Annotated in this window: 10 protein-coding genes; 7 read left to right on the top strand and 3 right to left on the bottom strand. The window is 67.0% G+C overall.

Translation table 11 applies throughout. The annotated features are described in order from the left end of the window. Positions 1-52: 52 nt before the first annotated feature. Positions 53-8,644, top strand: coding sequence for a GH36-type glycosyl hydrolase domain-containing protein (locus tag CRP50_RS07565; protein ID WP_097278411.1), 8,592 nt, complete (start codon positions 53-55; stop codon positions 8,642-8,644). Here the strand turns inward: CRP50_RS07565 and CRP50_RS25025 are convergent. After that, positions 8,637-8,792, bottom strand: coding sequence for a hypothetical protein (locus CRP50_RS25025; RefSeq protein ID WP_416045204.1), 156 nt, complete (start codon positions 8,790-8,792; stop codon positions 8,637-8,639). The two genes, CRP50_RS07565 and CRP50_RS25025, sit on opposite strands and share 8 nt — an antisense overlap. Positions 8,793-9,057: 265 nt before the next feature. On the opposite strand from CRP50_RS25025, the gene CRP50_RS07560 reads away from it, so the two are divergent. Genes CRP50_RS07560 through CRP50_RS07535 form a run of 6 tightly spaced genes read left to right on the top strand, consistent with a single transcriptional unit; the run spans position 9,058 to position 16,818 of the window. After that, positions 9,058-9,510: a glycine-rich domain-containing protein gene (locus CRP50_RS07560; protein ID WP_097278410.1), complete on the top strand. Its 453-nt coding sequence runs from the start codon at positions 9,058-9,060 to the stop codon at positions 9,508-9,510. Positions 9,511-9,521: 11 nt separating this feature from the next. Further along, the gene (locus CRP50_RS07555; RefSeq protein ID WP_097278409.1) at positions 9,522-10,211 is read left to right on the top strand and encodes a class I SAM-dependent methyltransferase; all 690 of its coding nucleotides are present in this window, start codon (positions 9,522-9,524) and stop codon (positions 10,209-10,211) included. After that, entirely contained in the window at positions 10,211-11,080 is an 870-nt protein-coding gene (locus CRP50_RS07550) for a TauD/TfdA family dioxygenase (RefSeq protein ID WP_097278408.1), read from the top strand. The genes CRP50_RS07555 and CRP50_RS07550 overlap by 1 nt, the downstream gene beginning before the upstream one ends. Next, positions 11,073-15,263, top strand: coding sequence for an ATP-binding cassette domain-containing protein (locus CRP50_RS07545; RefSeq protein WP_097278407.1), 4,191 nt, complete (start codon positions 11,073-11,075; stop codon positions 15,261-15,263). Before CRP50_RS07550 ends, CRP50_RS07545 begins: the two co-directional genes overlap by 8 nt. Continuing rightward, a complete protein-coding gene (locus tag CRP50_RS07540; protein WP_097278406.1) occupies positions 15,260-15,997 on the top strand; it encodes a class I SAM-dependent methyltransferase in 738 nt (245 codons plus the stop codon). Before CRP50_RS07545 ends, CRP50_RS07540 begins: the two co-directional genes overlap by 4 nt. After that, positions 15,994-16,818 carry a phytanoyl-CoA dioxygenase family protein gene (locus tag CRP50_RS07535; protein WP_097278405.1) on the top strand — a complete coding sequence of 275 codons (825 nt, stop codon included), beginning with the start codon at positions 15,994-15,996 and terminating at the stop codon, positions 16,816-16,818. Before CRP50_RS07540 ends, CRP50_RS07535 begins: the two co-directional genes overlap by 4 nt. Before the next feature lie 3 nt (positions 16,819-16,821). Here the strand turns inward: CRP50_RS07535 and CRP50_RS25020 are convergent, their stop codons facing one another. After that, a complete protein-coding gene (locus CRP50_RS25020; protein WP_141415088.1) occupies positions 16,822-17,745 on the bottom strand; it encodes a hypothetical protein in 924 nt (307 codons plus the stop codon). Positions 17,746-17,774: 29 nt separating this feature from the next. Further along, positions 17,775-18,794 (bottom strand): pentapeptide repeat-containing protein, encoded by a 1,020-nt coding sequence (locus CRP50_RS25015; protein ID WP_141415087.1) that lies wholly within the window; start codon positions 18,792-18,794, stop codon positions 17,775-17,777. Positions 18,795-20,102: the final 1,308 nt, after the last annotated feature.

Here is a 20,102-nt window from a genome sequence, read left to right as displayed (position 1 = left end):
GGTCAGCCAAGCGCTCTGCGCTTCCAACCGGCCCGTAGAAGAGGCTCAACCAATGTCGACAGTCGACCGTATCCTTCGCCGGACCACCCCGTCTTCCATCTGGACGAGCGGCGATCCCGTCCGCGAGGAACTCTTCAGCGTCGAGCGGCTCGAGCGCCATGCCGAGACGCTCGCCGCCGTGCAGACGGTCACGGCGCGGCCGGCCGCGGTCCTGCCGCTGGCGACCCGGCTGACGGACAATGCCGCCGCCCTCCTCGCCGCCTACCGCGCCAGCGCCGTCCGCCCCGATGGGCGGCCCGTGGAACCGGCGGCGGAGTGGCTGCTCGACAACTATCACCTGGTCGAGGAGCAGATCCGGGAGATCCGCGACGACCTTCCCCCCGGCTATTACCGCCAGCTGCCCAAGCTCGCCGACGGCCCGTTCGCCGGGTATCCGCGGGTGTTCGGCCTCGCCTGGGCCTTCGTCGCCCACACGGACAGCCGGTTCGACGCCGAGACGCTGCGCCGCTTCGTACACGCCTATCAGCGCGTGCAGCCGCTGAGCATCGGCGAACTGTGGGCGCTGGCGATCACGCTGCGCATCATCCTGGTGGAGAACCTGCGCCGGCTCGCCGACCAGATCGGCGAGGCGACCGCTGAACGGGCCGAGGCCGACGCGGTCGCCGACCGCCTCATCGGCCGGCCCGGGCGTCCGCGCGAAGCGGCCGAGGACGTGCTCGGCCGCTATCATGGCGGCCCGCTGCCGGCGGTGTTCGCCGGTCAGCTCGCCAAGCGCCTGCGCGACCAGGATCCCGAGGTGACGCCCGCCCGCGCCTGGCTGGACGAGCGGCTCGGGTGGCAGGACAGCACCATCGACACCGTCGTTCACGACGCGCAGCGGCGGCAGGGGGCGTGCAACGTCACGGTCCGCAACATCATCACCAGCATGCGGCTGATCTCGAACACCGAATGGCCGGATGTGGTGGAGAGCGTCAGCCTGGTCGACGAGCGCCTGCGCGCCGCCTGCGACTTCGCGGCGCTGGACTTCCCGACGCGCGATCTCTACCGCAAAGCCATCGAGGAACTCGCCCGCGGGTCCGGGCGCGCGGAAACGGACGTCGCCGACGTCGCCATCGCCCTGGCGCGGCAAGACCCGCCCGGCGGCGGCGACGCCTGGACCGACGCCCGTCACGGCGACCCCGGCTACTACCTCATCGCCGCCGGCCGCCCCGTCCTCGAACGCGACATCGGCTTCCGGCCCCCTGCCTTGCGCCGCTGCGGCCGCATCGTCGGACGCCTGGGCGTCGGCGGCTACGTCGCCGCCATCCTGGCCGCGACGGCGGTCCTTCTCGCCATCGGCCTGCTGATCCTGCCGGCCGCGCCGCTCTGGGTGCTGGCCGTGCTGGCCGTCGCAGGGCTGTTTCCCGCCATGGACGCGGCGACCGCCCTGGTCGAGCGGGTGGCGACCCGGGCGAGCGGTGCCAAGCCGCTCGCCGGGCTGGAGCTGAAAGGCGGCGTTCCGGCTTCGCTGCGGACGGTGGTCGCCGTGCCGACCATGCTGACGACCGCCGACGATCTGCGGGAGCAGATCGAGCGGCTGGAAGTCCATCACCTGTCCAACTCTGGCGGCGAGCTGTCGTACGCGCTGCTGACCGACGGGGTGGACGCCGACCAGGAAGACCGCGAAGGCGATGCCGCGATGCTCGCCGCCGCGGCGGACGAGGTGGCGCGGCTGAACCGCCTGCACGCCTTCGCCGACGGCCGCCAGCGGTTCTTCCTCCTGCACCGCCGCCGCCTGTTCAACGCCAGCGAAGGCCGCTGGATGGGCTGGGAGCGCAAGCGCGGCAAGCTGCACGAACTGAACCGCCTGCTGCGCGGCGCCACCGACACCAGCTTCGTGGGTCGCGACGGCGCACCGCCCACCGTTCCCGCCGATGTCCGCTACGTCATCACGCTCGACGCCGACACCAGGCTGCCGCGCGATGCGGCCCGGCGGCTGGTGGGCAAGATGGCCCATCCGCTCAACCGGCCCCGCCGTCATGCGCGGGAGCAGCGGATCGTCGAAGGCTACGGCGTCCTGCAGCCCCGCGTGACGACCAGCCTGCCCATGGGCCGCGAGGGCTCGCTCTACCAGGCTCTCCTGTCGGCGCCGGGCGGCATGGACCCCTATGCCGCCGCCGTGTCCGACGTCTACCAGGACCTGTTCGGCGAGGGCTCCTACACCGGCAAGGGCATCTACGACATCGACGCCTTCGAGTGGGCGATGGAGGGGCGCGTCCCGCCGGACACGCTGCTCAGCCACGACCTGTTCGAGGGTGTCTTCACCCGGTCGGGCCTGGTCTCCGACATCGAGGTGTTCGAGGACGCGCCGGCGCGCTACGACGTCGCCGCCAAGCGCCAGCATCGCTGGGTGCGGGGCGACTGGCAGTTGCTGCCGTGGATCACGGGACGCACCGGGAAAGACAAGGACCGGGTGCCGCCCATCGGCCTCGTGAAGATGCTCGACAACCTGCGGCGGTCGCTGCAGGCACCGATGGCGCTGCTCGCCCTTGCGGCCGGATGGCTCCTGCCGCTGCCGGCCGTGCTCGCCTGGACGGCCTTCATCCTGGCGATGATCGCCGTCCCCTCGCTCGTGCCCCTGCCCTTCGCGCTGCTGCCGCGGCGCGCCGGCATCACGCTGCGCAGCCACCTCGGCGCGCTCGGCGGTGACGTGCGCATCGCCGCCAGCCAAGTCGCCCTGCGGATCGTTTTTCTGGCCGACCAGGCCTGGCTGATGATCGACGCCATCGCCAGAACCCTGTTCCGCCTCGGGGTGTCGCACCGTCACCTCCTGGAGTGGGTCACGGCGGCGCAGGCGAAGATCAGCCCGCGCCTCAGTCTGTTCGGCTTCTACCGCCGGATGAGCGGCGGCGTGCTGCTGGGTACGGCGGCCGCGGCCGTCGCCGTGGCGGTGTCGCCGGCGTCCTGGCCGGTGGTGCTGGCCTTCGTGGTGCCGTGGCTGGCGGCTCCGGCCATCGCGCTGTGGCTCAGCCGATCGTCGGCGGGGGCCGGACGGCTCGTCGTCTCGGACGCCGACGCGCGGGAGTTGCGGCTGATCGGGCGCCGGACGTGGCGCTACTTCGAGACCTTCGTCACGCCGCTCGACTCCATGCTGCCGCCCGACAACTTCCAGGAAGACCCGGAACCGGTGATCGCCCACCGGACGTCGCCGACCAACATCGGGCTCTACCTGCTGTCGGCCGTGGCGGCGCGCGACTTCGGCTGGGCCGGGACGACCGAGACCGTCGAGCGGCTGGAGGCGACGCTCGCCACCATGGCGAAGCTCGAGCGGCACCGCGGCCACTTCTTCAACTGGTACGACACGCGCGACCTGCGGGTGCTGGAACCGGCCTATGTCTCGTCGGTGGACAGCGGCAATCTCGCCGGGCACCTCATCGCCCTCGCCAACGCCTGCACCGAATGGACGGCCACCCGCATCAGCGACATCGAGCGCCTGGGCGGGCTGCAAGTCACCATGCACCTGGCCCGCGAGGCCCTGGAGCGGGTGCCGGAAGGTGCCGGCCGCCTCCGCAGCCGCTTGAGCCGCGCGCTAGACGACATCGCGGAGCATCTGTCGCCTGGCGCCTCCGACGAGCAGTCGGCGGAAGGGCGGCTGCGGACACTGAAGCCGATCACCGGCCACGCGGTGGAGATCGCCGAGACCATCGCCCGCGGCGATCCCGCCGCCGCCGACGTGGTCTACTGGACGCGGGCGCTGCGGTCGATCATCACCGAGCGGCAGCGCGACCTGCACAACATCGTCGACATGCCGCATACCTTGACGCCCCGCCTGCTGGCGATCGCCGCCACCGCGCGCGAGATGGCCCTCGCCATGGAGTTCGGGTTCCTGCTCGACCCCGAGAAGAACCTGCTGTCGATCGGCTACTCGCTGAGCGACAACCAGCGCGACGCGAGCTGCTACGACCTTCTCGCCTCGGAGGCCCGTCTCGCCAGCCTGTTCGCCATCGCCAAGGGCGACGTCGGGACGCGGCACTGGTTCCGCCTCGGTCGCCTCGCTACGCCGGTCGGGCGCGGTTCCGCCCTGAACTCCTGGTCGGGATCGATGTTCGAGTACCTGATGCCGTCGCTGGTGCTGCGGGCGCCGGTCGGCAGCATCCTCGAACAGACCAACCGCCTCATCGTCGGCCGCCAGAAGGCCCATGGCCGGTCGCTCGGCGTGCCGTGGGGGGTGTCGGAGTCGGCCTACAACGCCCGCGACCTGGAGTTCACCTACCAGTATTCCAACTTCGGCGTGCCCGGCCTCGGCCTGAAGCGCGGCCTCGGCAACGATGCCGTGGTCGCCCCTTACGCCACCGCCCTCGCCACCATGGTCGACCCGCGCGGTGCCTTGCGCAACTTCGCCGCCCTGGCGAAGCTCGGCGGCCGCGGCGACTACGGCTTCTACGAGGCGCTGGACTTCACGGCGCGCCGCCTGGCCGAGGGCGAGCGCGTCGCCGTCGTCCGCGCCTTCATGGCGCACCACCAGGGCATGACCATCGTCGCCATCGCCAACACCCTGCACGACGGCTGCATGCGCCGCCGGTTCCATGCCGAGCCGATGATCCAGGCGACCGATCTGCTGCTGCAGGAACGCATGCCGCGCGATGCCGCCGTCGCCCGTCCGCGAACCGACGAAAACCCGGCCGGGGCCATGACGCCGGCCCCTGACGACCAGGTGGTCCGCCGCCTGCGCGACGGCAGCCAGTCGCCGCCCGCGGTGCATCTGCTGTCCAACGGTGACTACAGCGTCATGCTGACGGCGGCCGGTTCCGGCTACAGCCGCTGGCACGACCTCGCCGTGACGCGCTGGCGGGAGGATGCGGCGCGCGACGACTGCGGCTCCTACGTCATTCTCCGCAACGCCGACACCGGCCGGACCTGGTCGGCCGGGCTGCAACCCACCCTGGCCGAGCCCGACAGCTACGACGTGACCTTCGGCGAGAATCACGCCGAGTTCAGCCGCCGCGACGGCAGCCTCGTCACCACCATGGACGTGCTCGTCTCGCCCGAGGACGACGCCGAGGTCCGCCGGGTCACCATCGCCAACGTCGGCCGCGCCGACAGCGTGGTCGAGGTGACGTCCTACGGCGAGGTGGTCCTCGCCCCGCCGGCCGACGACGACGCCCACCCCGCCTTCTCGAAGATGTTCGTCGAGACGGAGTACCTGCCGGACCTGGGCGCCCTGGTGGCGACGCGCCGCCGACGGTCGCGCGGCGGGGCGGAGGTCTGGGCCGCGCATGTCGGGGTCGTCGAAGGGGTGACAGTGGGCGACATCGAGGTCGAAACCGATCGCGCCCGCTTCATCGGCCGCGACCGCCGCATCGGCAACGCGCTCGCAGTGACCGCCCCGGGGCCGCTTTCCGGCTCCGTCGGGACGGTTCTCGATCCGGTGTTCGCCATGCGCCGGCGGCTCTCCGTTCCCGCCGGCGAGGTGGCGCGGATCGCGTTCTGGACCATCGTCGCCGCGTCGCGCGACGAACTGCTGGACCTCATCGACAAGCACCGCGACCTGCACGCCTTCGACCGCGCCCGGACCCTGGCATGGACCCAGGCCCAGGTCGAGTTGCGCCACATCGGCGCGACGACGCGCGATGCGGCGGAATTCCAGCGGCTGGCCGGCTACGTCGTGCACGCCGACCGCGGCCTGCGCTCGTCGTCCGGCGCCATCGCGCGCGGCGCCGGCAGCCAGTCGCGGCTTTGGCGGCACGGCATCTCGGGCGACCGGCCCATCGTCCTCGTCCTGGTGAAGGACGCGGAGGACATGACGGTGGTGCGGGAGATCGTGGCCGCACACCAGTACTGGCAGATGAAGCGGCTGGCCGCCGACCTGGTGATCGTCAACGAGCGCCAGTCGTCCTACGTGCAGGATCTGCAGAACGGCATCGACACCATGGTGCGCAGCGCCCGGTCACGCGCCGGGAGCAGAACGCCGGCGTCCGGCGACATCTTCACCCTGCGCACCGACCTGATGACGGCCGAGGACGTCGCCCTCTTGCGGTCCGTGGCGCGGATCGTCCTCGTCGCCGGCCGGGGCAGCATCGGGTCGCAGATCGCCGGCGCGTCGGCGGCCGCCGCCCTAAGGTTGCGGCCGGAAAGCCCGGCACGGCCGGCGACGCCCAGCGGCCCCGCCGTCGATGTCGCATCGCTCGACCTGGACGTCTTCAACGGGCTCGGCGGCTTCGCCCGCAACGGCCGCGAGTACGTCACCGTCCTCGCACCCGGCCGGCAGACCCCGGCACCGTGGATCAACGTCGTCGCCAATCCGGACTTCGGCTTCCAGGCCTCGGCCACCGGCAGCGGCTATACCTGGGCCGAGAACAGCCGCGAGAACCAGCTGACGCCGTGGAGCAACGACGCGGTGAGCGACCCGCCCGGCGAGGCCTTCTACGTCCGCGACGATGCGACCGGCGCCCTGTGGAGCCCGACCGCCCAGCCATGCCGGGACGACGGCACCTACGTCGCCCGCCACGGCTTCGGCTATTGCCGGTTCGAGCACACGGCCGACGGCATCGCGCTCGACCTTCTGCAGTACGCGCCGCTGGCGGACCCGGTGAAGATCTCCCGCCTGACCATCCGCAACCTCTCCGCCCGCCCCCGGCGGCTGTCGATCACGGCCTATGTGGAGTGGGTGCTGGGCACGCGGCGGGCGGCGTCGGCGCCCTTCGTGGTGACCGAGATGGACGAGGCGAGCGGCGCCATGCTCGCCCGCAACCCGTGGAACGGCGAGTTCCCCGGCCGCGTCGCCTTCGCCGACCTCGGCGGCCGGCAGACGGCATGGACCGGCGACCGTGGCGAGTTCATCGGCCGCAACGGCAGCCTCGCAAGGCCCGCCGCGTTGACGGGCACGGCTGCGCTCTCCGGCCGCACGGGCGCCGGCATCGATCCCTGTTCCGCCCTGTCGGCCCCGGTGGCGCTGAAACCCGGCGAGTCCGTGGAGATCGTCGTCCTGATCGGCCAGGCTGCCTCCACTGAACAGGCGCAGGCCCTGATCGCCCACTACCGCGCCGCCGACCTGGATGCCGTGCTCGCCGAGGTGACGGACCACTGGGAGGAGACGCTGGGCGCCGTACAGGTCGAGACGCCCGACCGGGCCATGGACATCATGCTGAACGGCTGGCTGCTCTACCAGACCATCGCCTGCCGCCTGTGGGCGCGCTCGGCCTTCTACCAGGCGAGCGGCGCCTTCGGCTTCCGCGACCAGTTGCAGGACGGCATGGCGCTGACGTTCATCGACCCCGCCACGACGCGCGGCCACCTGCTGCGCGCCGCCGGCCGCCAGTTCCCGGAAGGCGACGTACAGCACTGGTGGCTGCCGGCCACCGGGCGCGGCGTGCGGACCCGCATCTCCGACGACCGGGTGTGGCTCGCCTTCGGGGTCGCGACCTACATCGACACGAGCGGCGATGCCGCCATCCTCGACGAGATCGTGCCCTTCCTCGACGGGCCCGAGGTGCCGCCGGGCGCCCATGACGCCTTCTTCCTGCCCGAGGTCTCCGACGAGTCCGCCACCCTGTTCGAGCATTGCGCCCGCGGCATCGACCAGTGCATCGAGCTGACCGGGACCAACGGCATGCCGCTGATCGGCACCGGCGACTGGAACGACGGCATGAACCGGGTTGGCGAGGACGGCCGCGGCACCAGCGTCTGGCTCGGCTGGCTGCTGATACGCACCATCGCCCTCTTCGCACCCTTCGCCGCCGACCGCGACCCCGCCCGCGCCCGCCGCTGGGAGGCGCACGCCGAGGCGGTGCGCGCGGCCATCGAGGCGGAAGGCTGGGACGGCGACTGGTACCGCCGCGGCACCTTCGACGACGGCACGCCGCTCGGCTCGACCGAAAGCGAGGAATGCCGCATCGACTCCATCGCTCAATCGTGGGCGGTGCTGTCGGGCGCCGCCGATCCAGACCGCGCGGCCCGTGCCATGGCGGCGGTGGAAGAGCACCTGCTGGTGCCCGATCCCGGCCTGCTGCTGCTGTTCGCGCCGCCCTTCGACAAGACCTCGCACGACCCCGGCTACATCAAGGGCTATCCGCCGGGCGGCCGCGAGAACGGCGGCCAGTACAGCCATGCCGCCATGTGGGCGATCATGGCCTTCGCCAGGCTCGGCAGGGGCGACACGGCGGCGCGCGTGTTCTCGCTGCTCAACCCCATCAACCATGCCCGGTCGCCCGAGCGGGCGGCCCGCTACAAGGTGGAGCCATACGTGGTGGCGGCCGACGTCTATTCCGTCGCGCCGCTGACCGGGCGCGGCGGCTGGACGTGGTACACGGGCTCCGCGGGGTGGATGTACCGTGCCGGCATCGAGAGCATTCTCGGGCTGCGGCAGCAGGGGGCGGTCCTGCATGTCGCCCCCTGCATTCCCGCCGCGTGGCCGGGCTTCAAGGCCACCCTGCGCCAGGGGACGACCCGCTACGAGATCACGGTGGAGAACCCAGACCGCGCCGGCAGCGGCATCGGCAGCGGCATCGCCGCCGCCGTGCTGGATGGCGACGAGGTGGACGTGACGGCCGGCCTGAGCGTCCCCCTCGATGGCAGCGCCCACTGTCTGAGGGTCGTGCTCGGCCCTGCCATGTGGGATGCTCAGGGATCGCGGCGACATCCGCAGCCACCGGCCTCCGTCACCTGACGTTTCCTTCGGGGTGAATCAGCCCGTGAACGAACCGGAGCTTGCCGAGGACGGTCGGCGACAGGACGAAGGGGTAGAAATCGGGCTTCGGCAGCCAGGCGGCGATCAGCGCGTCGAACTCCTGCTGTTCGTGGGGATCGAAGTCCATGTCGGTGTCGATCGTGCGCCGGCGCCCGACGACGCCATGGACAGAGATCCCGAAGGAAGCGGCCGAGAAGTCCTCCCACCGGTGCGAGCCAGAGTGACCTTCCCCCTAGGCCTCCAACGACGACACAGTGATCACGAAAATGCAGCCCTGTGAATGTTGACGGTTCGGTCTCGCGGTGCGATGCTGCGGCCGGAAATTACAACCGATATCCTAGAGGGTTCCGATGGGCGCTGTTGGAGAAAATGTTGCGGATCGCGTGATCCCGATGTCGCAGGCGATGGCTCTGGTCGAGCAGGACGATGCGCTGAAGGCGGCGCTGGCGAAGGTTGCCGAGCTCGACTTCACCATGCTCAAGACCAAGGTCTGCCGCGACGAAAACATGACTGCCGAGGAATGCGACGAGATCGACGATCTGTACCGCAAGTTCCTCGCGCTGAACATGCGCTATCCGGACCGCAAGATCTGCCCGACGGGGCCGATCGACGTGATGTGGCACTACCACATCCTGGACACGCGGGCCTACGAGCGTGACTGCATGGCGCTGTTCGGGCGCCTGCTGCACCACTTCCCGTACTTCGGCATGCGGGGGGAGCAGGACAAGCAGGACCTGGAGCGCACGTTCGAGGAGTCGGTCGCCCTGTTCGTCAGCCACTTCGGCATCGACCCGACGCGCGGGGACACCATGGCGCGATCCTGCCGCTCCCAGAACTGCCCCTGACGGGCCGCCGGATGTCCGGCCGTCGCACCTTCTTCCCGTCGGAGGCCGAGGATGCGGCCCTGGAAGACATCAACACCGTCTTCTGGCAGGCACTCGTCGACCACATCGATAGCGACTACGCCGGAACGCCGATCGGCACGATGGTCGACGTCGGCTGTCATCGCGGCGGCTTTCTGTACAGAGCCGCCGCGCACTGGCAGTGCGACCACGTCTTCGGAATTGAGCCACTTGAAGCCGCCCGCACCATAGCGGAGCGCCGCCTTGAAATGGCGGGGATCGGGGCCATGCTGCTCCCGCCGGAGTCTTGGAATCTCATCCCGCGGAATGCGGCGGATCTCGTCGTCGGCCAGGAGGTTCTCTACCTGATCGAAGATCTGGAGGCCTTTTTTGCCCATGTCGCACGCGTCCTGCGGCCGCGGCGCCGTGCCTACTTCACCCTCGGGTCACACACGGACAATCCCCTGTGGCCGGAGTGGAGTGCCATTCTCAGGGGGATGGGCGTGGTGGCTCACGACCGAGCGCCGCTGGAAATCATGCGGATGGGTGAGGCAGCTGGACTAAGGCCCGCCGTGAGGCCGCTACGCCGCGACGGCTGGATCATCCACGCGCCATTGCAGGCCCGCTTTCCGGTGCCAAACGTCGCCGCCCTGTGCGACCACCACTACAGACATAAGCTTCTGTTCCGCTTCGAGGCCTCGTGATGTCATCGGAAAGCGCCATCACCGTCACTGTCCCACCGGCGCTCGCCAAGATCATCGCGGAGACGCTTTCGCCCATTCCGGCCGATCAGATGGAGGCCGACGCTCCGAACGGCCTTTCTCTACCGCTCGACGGCCTAAGCGTGTGGACCGACCTTGTCGAGGAGATGCGATCGGTCTTTGCACGGCACGACCATGTTCGCGTCCGTGGCGTTACGCACCTTCCCGGAGGACGCGTCCTCATGGCGCTGGCTCATACACTCGGCCGAAGGTTCATGACCTACGGCGACGGCAAGGTCGTTAAGGTCTTTTCAATGAGCCCATGGTCGCGCGACCTTGCCCACGCTGGAGCCGAGGGTTTCTTCCACACCGACCTGAACGCCAGCCCGTCACCGCCGGCATTGACCGGCATCCAGTGCGTTCACCCTGACCCCGGCGCCCCTCGGTTCGGCTACAACCGGGTCGTGCGCCTACCTGACCTTTTGGCCGAACTGACCAGGCGGGGTGCCTCGGAGGCCGTACGCTTCTTGACGGACGCTGAAGTCGAGATGGCCAATGAACGCTCGCCGACGATCTGGAAGAGCAAGATCGTGGACGGCGGCATCGTTCGCTTTCACCCGGAGACTATCCGAGCCGCCTGCCGTCGACGCGGCACAAAGCCTCCGGACGACATCCTGTACACGATAGGGGACGCTTGCGTCGCCGCCTCCTGCCCGATCAGCCTCGGCACAGGGGACGTCCTGCTGTTCTCCAACCACAGGACCTTGCATTACCGAAGCGAATGTTCCGTCCGCTTCGTCCGATACCCGCTGGTATTCGAAGCGCGACAGATCAACGTCCTGCACGTCACCGACGAGAGACCGCATGCGTAAAGCCGAAGAACTGGATGTCGTAGGTGCGGACGCGAACAACCTGCGGGACATCGACTGCGCATTTCCACGTCGCGGACTGTCCGCCGTTGTGGGTGTCAGCGGCTCGGGCAAGAGTTCTCTGCTTCAGGACACCATTGCGGCGGAAGTTCTCAGGCGCAACACGCTGTTTCACGGGCTGCACAAGCAGGTCAGTGGCGATAACACGGTTGGCGCCTACGTCGGAGCGTCACCTCTCGCGCTCTTCGTCGGCCAGAGGGCATTCCGCGCCTCCTCCCGCACGACCGTCGGAACTGCGACCGGCCTTCTGGGAGATCTGCGGTCCCTATTTCTAGCAGAAGGGGACCCCGAAAGCGATGCGGGGCGCATCGTCCCTAGGCCCTCACCGGACACCTATGCCGACTGGCTGATCAACCACTACAGGGGCGCCGCCACCATCTGGACCATTCCCCTTCGCTGGTTGAAGACGGATGGTGTGACTGCTGCGCAGAAGCTGGCGCGCGCCGGCTTCACCAGCGCGATACTTCGCAGCACGACGGATGACGCGAAGCTGCACGAAGCCGGGCGTCTGGTCGATCCGCGGAAATGGACGCCGCTGACTCCGGACCGAGCCTACAACCTGGAGGCTGAGGTCGGGTCACTTGATGTGACGGGACCGGCGGTGCGGGAGCAGTTGCTGGACGTGCTGAACGAGGCATGGGACCTAAGCGGTGCCGACGTCATCGTCGAACTCCACGATGCGCCAGACGACCTGAGCCCGACGCCGCGCGGACAGATGCTCGACGGCGCCCGCCACTATGTCGATCCAGCAACCCGCGCGGTGTTCCGGGCGCCGGACAGACACCTGTTGTCGTTCAATGCTCCGGAGCATGAAGACACCGGGGCCTGCCCCACGTGCAAGGGACTGGGACGCGCGGTCGACGTGGTTCTGGAGGCATTGGTCACCGCCCCCCAAAAAAGCATGCACGGGGGTGCGTTCGCCCTTTGGACGCCGAAGAACTACAAGCACGTCAACATCCAGCATGAGATCATCGAGGGGCTGCGCGGCCGTGAGGGCTTTGATCCGGATCGGCCATGGCAAGATCTTCCGCAACAGGCGCAAGCCCTCATCTTGTCCGGCCTGGAAAATGAAAAGATCCAGGGGATTGATCCCAAAAGCGGCAAGAAACAGGGCTCGCCCCGCCCGTTTCCGGGCTTTCGCCACGCCATCCTCGCGAAACTGGGAAGCAAGACACCGCCCGCTGCCTTGGAGGACTTCATCCACGAAGGCCCGTGCCCGGCGTGCGGCGGCAGCCGGTGGTCCTGGCAGGCCCGCGCCCTGACGGCCGCTGGAGTCCGGCTGGCGGAATGGCTGGACATGCCCATGACGGTGCTCACAGTGGAAGCACGTCACGCCGCGTCCAGAGCACGGAAGCAAGGCGGCAGGGAGGCGCTGCAGCGGATCGCGGATCGCGCCGAGATGTTGAACCGACTGGGGCTCGGCCACCTGTCCGCTGCGCGCGGAATGGACACCGTGAGCGACGGGGAGTCGCGGCGCCTGCAGATCGGCGCCACGTTGGCCGCCAGGGGCCAAGACCTCCTGCTCTTGCTGGACGAACCTGCGCGCGGGCTCCACGAAACTGACCTCCATCCCATGATCGGCGTGCTCCGCAAGTTGGCGGAGCGGCATTGCGTGCTGTTGAACGAGCACCGCGCACCGGTGATTGCTGCCGCCGACCACGTTGTGGCCCTGGGGCCGGGCGCCGGCCCCGAGGGAGGGGCGATCGTCCCGTTCGAGACAGCCTCGATCCGGCGGCACAACGCGCCGAACAAGCCGGAGGGCGTTGGCCGGGACGGGTGGCTCGGCATCTATGGCGCGTCGGTGCACACGGTCCGAAACCAGGATGTCCGCCTGCCGCTGGGCGGGGTGACCGCCATCGTCGGCGTGTCAGGGTCGGGCAAGTCCAGCTTCGTTCGCGGCGTCCTGATTCCCGCGCTCCTGAACGAGTGCGCCATCGAAGGCGACGCGCCCAGTTCCGACGACCTCCTGAAGGGGCATTGGCGCAACGCCGAGGGTCTGGATGCGGTGCGCAAGGTGCATGTGCTGCATCAGAGGATGCCCCAGAGAAACCGGCGCAGCCTCGTTGCGACGGCGACGGGCGTTTTCGAGACCATCGCCGAACGCTTTGCCGACACTGACGAGGCGCGCAAGGCGGGTTTCGGCACCAAGGATTTCAGTATAAATGCCGGGTCCGCCCGCTGCCCAACTTGCAAAGGAACGGGCACTGCGAACGACGAGGCGGACACGCCCTGCCCCGCCTGCGGCGGGCGCCGGTACAGGGAAGCAGCGTTGGCGCCGCGGGTCGCCGGCCTCTCGATCGCGGAAACCCTGGCCCGCCCGGTCCGCGCCCTGCGGGAGACGTGGCTGTTTCACGGCGCCGCGGCCCTGGCTTCAGACCTTGCGCCTTTGTTCGAGACCATGGAGGAGCTCGGCCTCGGACATATCGCGCTGGGGCGGCGCGTCGACAGCCTGAGCGGCGGCGAGATGCAGCGCCTGCGGGTCGCACGGTCGCTGGCAGGGCGCGACGACCGTGGCGGCCAGCTCTTCATCCTGGATGAACCCGCAGCCGGGTTGCATCGCGACGATGCGCACCGCCTGATGGACGTGCTGCGACGGATGGTCGATGGCGGCCGCAACACCGTCGTCGTCATCGAGCATAACATGCATGTGGTGCGCGCGGTCGATTGGCTGGTGGAATTCGGTCCCGGCGCCGGCCCCGCCGGTGGCCGTGTCATCGCCGAAGGTACGCCCGCACAGGTTGCCGAGCGTGAAACGCCCACGGGCTCCGCCCTCTCCCGCGATGGGAACCCCGCAAATGCCGAGGTTCTGCGATTGGACACAGCGAGCCCGGATGCTCCGCTGAACATCACCGCGATCATTGAAGGAGACCTGGATCGCGAGGACGCGTCGAAGGAAGCGAACCAGGATCCTGTCCGGCGGATGCTCAAAGGCAGGCGCATCTGGGAAATCGGCGACCTCAACCTGGAAGTAGGCAAGTTGCTGCTGGACGAGCACGCCCGCCGCGTCGACGAGGAACGCGGCGTCTTCCTGAAGAGCTGGATCGAGAAGCCGGACCTCATGCTCGCCATAAATCCGGCCATTCCGGACATGCGGATCTGGGGTCCGACCTTGCCGCGCAGCGCAGCCAAAGCCCTCATCGAGCGCCTTCCGCACATGGGCCTTTCGGGCCTCCGCACTGATGCCGTGCAGGACGTGTGTCTCCGCCCGGCTTCCCTGCGGATCGTGCTGCCGCCGGTCGGCAGGGAGGCGGAAGAGCGGGCAGCCATGCTGAACCACGCTTTGGCCATCGGCGGCGGCATGGCAGAGCTGCGGACCGCCGACGACAAGGTCGTGGCACGGCTCGCCGTCACACCGCTCGACCTCCAACGCGGTCTGGTGGGACCACAAAGCCTATCGCTGCCTCATTTTTCCCGGCTGCGTGCCGAGGGTCGTTGCGATGCCTGCGGCGGATCGGGCGCCGTCGACGGAACCCGCGAGTCCCTGCTGCTCAGGCCGCTCGGCCAATCGGCCAAGGAGATCGAAGACGTCCTGACTCCTGAAGCCGCCGAGCTTTTCAAGGGGCTTTGGCGCAGCGAGGCCCGGCCCTTCTTCCGGCGGCTGGAGGAAGAAGGGCTGGCCGACCACGAGCGTCTCCCCCAGGATCTGCTGTTCGGTTTCTGGCGCCGCCCCGGGCATGGAGCGTTCCTCAAGAGCGCCAAAGAAAAACCCGAGGAGGTCGCCTCGTGGCTAAGGTGGAACGGCCTGTTCTCGCACTTGTGGGGCGAGCTTCCGCGCAGCAAACGGAAGGACTGGGCAGAGAAGGTGCGTAAGGAACGTCAGCCCGTTCCCTGCCCCAGCTGCGACGGGACCGGACACGGTATAGCCTTCCGCCTGATGACGCTGAACGACAAGCCTCTCGTGGAGTGGGTGAGGACGGGGACCGTGGGTGACCTGTTGAAGGCAATCGACGGCATGCAGACCCATCGCAACCGGCAGGCGATGACCCGCAGCCGCGTGGTCGCCTGCCTTCAGGCCGCCAAGCCGAATACGCCGCTAGGAGCCCCGTGCGAGGTTGCCGGCGGTGCAGCGCACGCCTTGGGAGAAGTCGTTCGCCATGCCTTCTTACATGCGAGCTTCGCCCGATGACGCCGCGACGGTTCCGCCTCTTCGACGACCTTGCGCACCGGTACGACCTGCACACCCCCGCGCACCACTACGGAACCGACCACCGCTTCGTCCTTGAGGAGTTAGGTCGGGCCGGCCCCCGGATCCTGGACGTGGGGTGTGGCACCGGCGTCTTTCTCGAGAAGGCCCTGGCGCAGGGCTTCGACGCCTACGGGACCGACGTCGCCACCGGAATGGTGCGCGAGGCGGCCGCCAAGGTCGGCGACCAGCGCGTGCGACAGGAAGCCATGGAAAGCTTGGCGGCGGAAGACGCGTACGACGGGATCTGCGCCCTGTCGTGGGTCATCAACTACGCTGCCGACGCAGCCGCCGCGCGCGACATCCTGCGCCGCTTCCGCCGTGCCTTGAAGCCCGGCGGACGCCTGCTGATCCAGACCGCGCACGCGCCCAACATGGATGGGCGGGTGCTCGAGGATCGCGAGGACGGACCCGACGGGGCGGCCGACGACATCGTGTTCCTGTTCCAGTTCACCGCGACCGGCGCCGACACTGCCCTCGCCCGCTATGTCTACGCGGGCAAGGCGCTCGGCGAACTGGCGTGGGAGGAACACCCCCTGGCGGTTGCCGATGCGGGTCTTCTGGCGCGATTGTGCGGCGAAGTGGGGCTCGTGAACACGCGCGTCTTCGGCTCCTGCGCACGGGACCCGCTCGGCAGGTCGGTCAGCCCCTGGGTGCTGGCGGAGGCGCCGGCATGACCGGCGTGGACCTGGACCGCTGGGACCGCGACGGGTACCTGGTCTTCCCGGACTTCATCACGGAAGACGCCGCGGAAAGCTTGCGCCGGCGGGCATGGGAACTCGTCGAGGCGTTCGAGCCGGTGGGCACGGCCGTGCAGCTCCAGAGCCCGGAATACGAGGCCTACATGCTCGACGCCGGCGACGACATCCGCTTCTTTCTCGAGCCGCAGGCGGTCAGCGACGATGGCCGCCTGACGCGCCCGAAGCACCAGGCGATCGGCAAGATCGGGCGGGCGTTGCACGACCTGGACCCGGTGTTCGACGCCTTCTCCCGCACGCCGGAACTGGCCGCGCTGGTGAACGCCCTGGGCGTGGCGGAGCCCCTGCTGCTGCAGTCGCAGTACATCTTCAAGCAGCCGGGCATCGGGCTGGCCTTCCCCATGCACCAGGACGCCACCTTCATGGTGACCGAGCCGCCGAGCGTGATCGCACTGTGGTTCGCCCTCGAGGATGCCAACGAAACCAACGCCTGTCTCCACGTCCTGCCCGGCGCCCACAAGGGGCCATTGGCCGCGCGCTTTCGCCGCGACGACATCGGCGGCAATCATGGCGTGGAAACCCTCATCGAAACGAACTGGACGCGCGAGGACTTCGTGCCGGTGCGGGTGCGGCGCAACAGCCTGGTGGTGATGCACGGCCTGCTGCCGCACGTCAGCGACACCAACGTGTCGTCCCGCACGCGCCAGTCCTACGTCCTCCATGCGATCGACGCCCGCTGCCACTACCCCGCCGACAACTGGCTGCGACGGGGGAGTGGGTTGCCGATGCGGGGCTTCTAGGAACTAGTAGCTCTTTCGCATCACGCCTGAGAAATAGGCGACGACCAAGCCGGAGAAGACCCACCCGGTCAAAATCTGAAAGACCCGCAAAAACCAGATAGTAGTCCACGGTCCAGACGTAGTGGGCCCCCAAAACCGTTCCTGCCCAATATCGACTATGGGCAGGAAGACGTCCAGTGAATATAGAAACGGATTGAATTCAACATAATTGTATGGTGGCCAGCTTCCGTATTTTTTGTTGACGCCTTCAGAATAAGCGTTGATGCAACTGCGACATGTCTTGTAGTCATGAAACCCGAATACAGAAAAAACAAAGCACCCCCACTCGTCATCCCGCACCTCGCTATTGCCGCCAAGCGGCAGTACCCTACTCTCCTCCAGTCCAATGATATCGCTAGAAAATGCCATCATGTCGTTGTGGTAAGCCCACTTGTAAAAAAAAGATCCGCCATAAATTATTAACAGAGATACAAAAATCACCCACTTTATACTATAAGAATGAGAGGTGAGATGAGAAAAAGCCTTTAATCCGCACCTCTGGATTTTTTCTACAATGCACGGGTCATTCCCGTATTTTTTTTCTACTCTTATGCGCGCACCGATTGACCCTACCTCCCTGGCCTCGCGATGCCTACCTTTTTGGATCAATACGTTTTCAAGATGCGAAAATATTTGCGGGCAATACTTTTTCTTATCGTCTACCGATACTAAATATTGCCCCTCCTTCTTGAAGGCAGACCAGAATCTTGGTTCTTTCGACTTCAATGCCGCATCGCTTATTCTCAGCAGCCAGTGTCCGACATAATTGATATCCGGATCCTCATCGGCCCCATTTCTGCACTTGTGCCCTAAAATGTCGCCATACTCACACCCATCAACGAAAACCTCCATTCCGGAATATTTCTTTTCTTTCCACTTCTCGGTCACTAAAATTATCTTGCCGATAACCGAGTGCCTCAGATCAAGTTGGCGCCTGACTTCCGGGCCTTGCCCCCCTGCGGGACTTGCTCCTCCGAATACGGCTCATCGTCTGTGCTGCCGAACTGAAATGCTCCCCCGACACGGGAATGCGTAAGGTCAACACCATCAAGAATCGCGTCGTCACCAAGGGTGAAAGAACCCGTTAATCTCGAACAATGGGCATAAATCGCAGATTCCTGTTCTTCTTCCCCGACCGTGACCGTGCTTTTCTTAATTTGAAAGATGTTCAAGCATGCTCCGTATAGGTCGACGCGGCCAGAGAACTGGCATTGTCCCCTGATACTGAATAGCCCGCTAACAGAACAATTGGATCCGTCTATGGCAGGATGACGCGGATGTGAAGAGACGACAGCTCCATCAAAATCAAGATCACCGCCTATGGTAGAGAGACGAAGATCAACGGTGCCCTCAAGATTCAAGGAGCTTTCGCTTGAATTGCTTTTTCTGAAAAACAAACCTTTTTTCACGCTGAGCATTCCGCCATCAAATGCGGTTTGCTCGGGTGCTGCACCCGTGGTGTCGGCGATGGTACGGATTGTTGTGTCTGAGAATACAAAGCGCCCTTCCACCGCCGCTGAAGGAAAGGCAATTCCTTTCAAAGCGTCGCATCTCTCAAAATCGACATCGCCTTCGATCACAGCGACGTCAGCCTCCACCACGCCTTCAAACACACAATTAACAAATTTCAATCGGCGCAAACGCGCGTGCCTGAGGTCAATCTTGCCCTTGAAGCGGCAATCTTCGAACCGGAGATAGCCGCCGAATGAAACATGTTCCAGGTGAACATTGCCGTTAAATACAGCCTTCTTGATTCGGATGTCCTTGATCGCCTGGCCCGACGAGCTTTCCAGCACCAGCTGCCGTAAATCATCCGCCGGTAAGCCCGACACCGACCCGTGAGGAGCGGCGGGAAACAGGTCGGAGAAGTCGACGCCCTCTCTTCCGCTCTTTTCGAACCTCCGCCCTAGCACTCCAGTTTGCCCACGCGTCGCCATGCCCATGCCCCGTACAACGTTGTCAGCCTAACCTTCCTCATAGATTGATTCCCCTGCTCCGGGCAATATGCAATTCTTCCAATTCCAGGGATGCCGCGTGACCAAGGTTTTACTGGCATCTCGCCAGGACGACAGGCAAACCGACAGTTCGCGCCGCAACTCTCGTGTTCCACGCTATAACTACAGATAGCAAATCTGCATATCCTCAGCGGGACGCTACTCGGATGTTCGGTCACTCCCACAGCACGTTCCGGAGTCAGGGCAACGGGTCGATGCCGTTCAGGCGGCAGATCTCCGCGACGCTGTAGATGATGGTGGCGCGCTCGCCGTGCTTCGCGGAGCCGGCGAACAACCAGTTGCGGCGCCCGAACCGGGGTGCGCAAGACGGGCTCACGAGGACTGCTGTCGACGGATAGGCAGCCGTCCTAGACATAGCGGGACAGGCCGTCGCAGCGCTTCCGGGCGTAGGCCATGGCCTTCGCCAGCTCGGCGGCAGGTGGCCGATCTGTCCGTCGAAACCAAACCTTGAGCTCGGAAAGAAGCGGCACCGCCTGACCGAGTGTCGCCCGTCGGGCGGCCTGCCAGAGGGCTCCTGCTCGACGCTGTAAAGATCGGCGATCCGCTGCAGGGCTTCGGCGGGCCGTGGCGCCTTCGTCGCCTCGTGGACGCCGAATACCTCGCCCACTGCGTGTGCCCTCCCCGAAACTTCCAGGATGCGGCATCGTGGCAGAGGGTGTCGCCGCCGCTGAAGCCGGGGAAATGCAGGGGGCTGTGGAAGTCGCACAGGTGCTGGCGCGGCTCTTTGCCCCGGCGGGTCCGAGAGTAGAGGTGGACCGCCGGAGGCCGCTCGGCAATCTGCAGGACAAAGGCCCGGACCACTAGGGCGTCTGGCACGGCTAACTCACTTCGGAGAGCCGTTCAGCCCGCCGGATGAACGTCGCCCCCGACATGCTCGCCACGCCAGCTGAACTCTCCACGCGACACCCGGCTTGGCTGCCACATCTCTACCTCTCGGCCCAGAACCGCCGGCTCTCCTCGTGAGTCATGTCGCGCATGATCGGTCTCCATTTTCCGGAACTCTGATCACCTCAGGTACCGCGGTAGGCATTGGTCGTAATCGAACCCTCAGATGTCTGAGCCCTCCGCCCCGTGCAGGGGGCGACGGCGCGCTCAGGCGGTAGTGCAGAGATGGACAGGACGTTTCAATCCACGCCCCCGTGCAGGGGGCGACTGGGCATGTACCGCCACTGGGTCGCGGCCCCCAGGTTTCAATCCACGCCCCCCCTGCAGGGGGCGACTTCCCAGCCA

Source organism: Caenispirillum bisanense, from assembly GCF_900230255.1.
Taxonomy (GTDB): domain Bacteria; phylum Pseudomonadota; class Alphaproteobacteria; order Rhodospirillales; family Rhodospirillaceae; genus Caenispirillum; species Caenispirillum bisanense_A.
The sequence above is the reverse complement of the archived record's forward strand: the minus strand, read 5'-3'. Positions and strand labels throughout refer to the sequence as shown.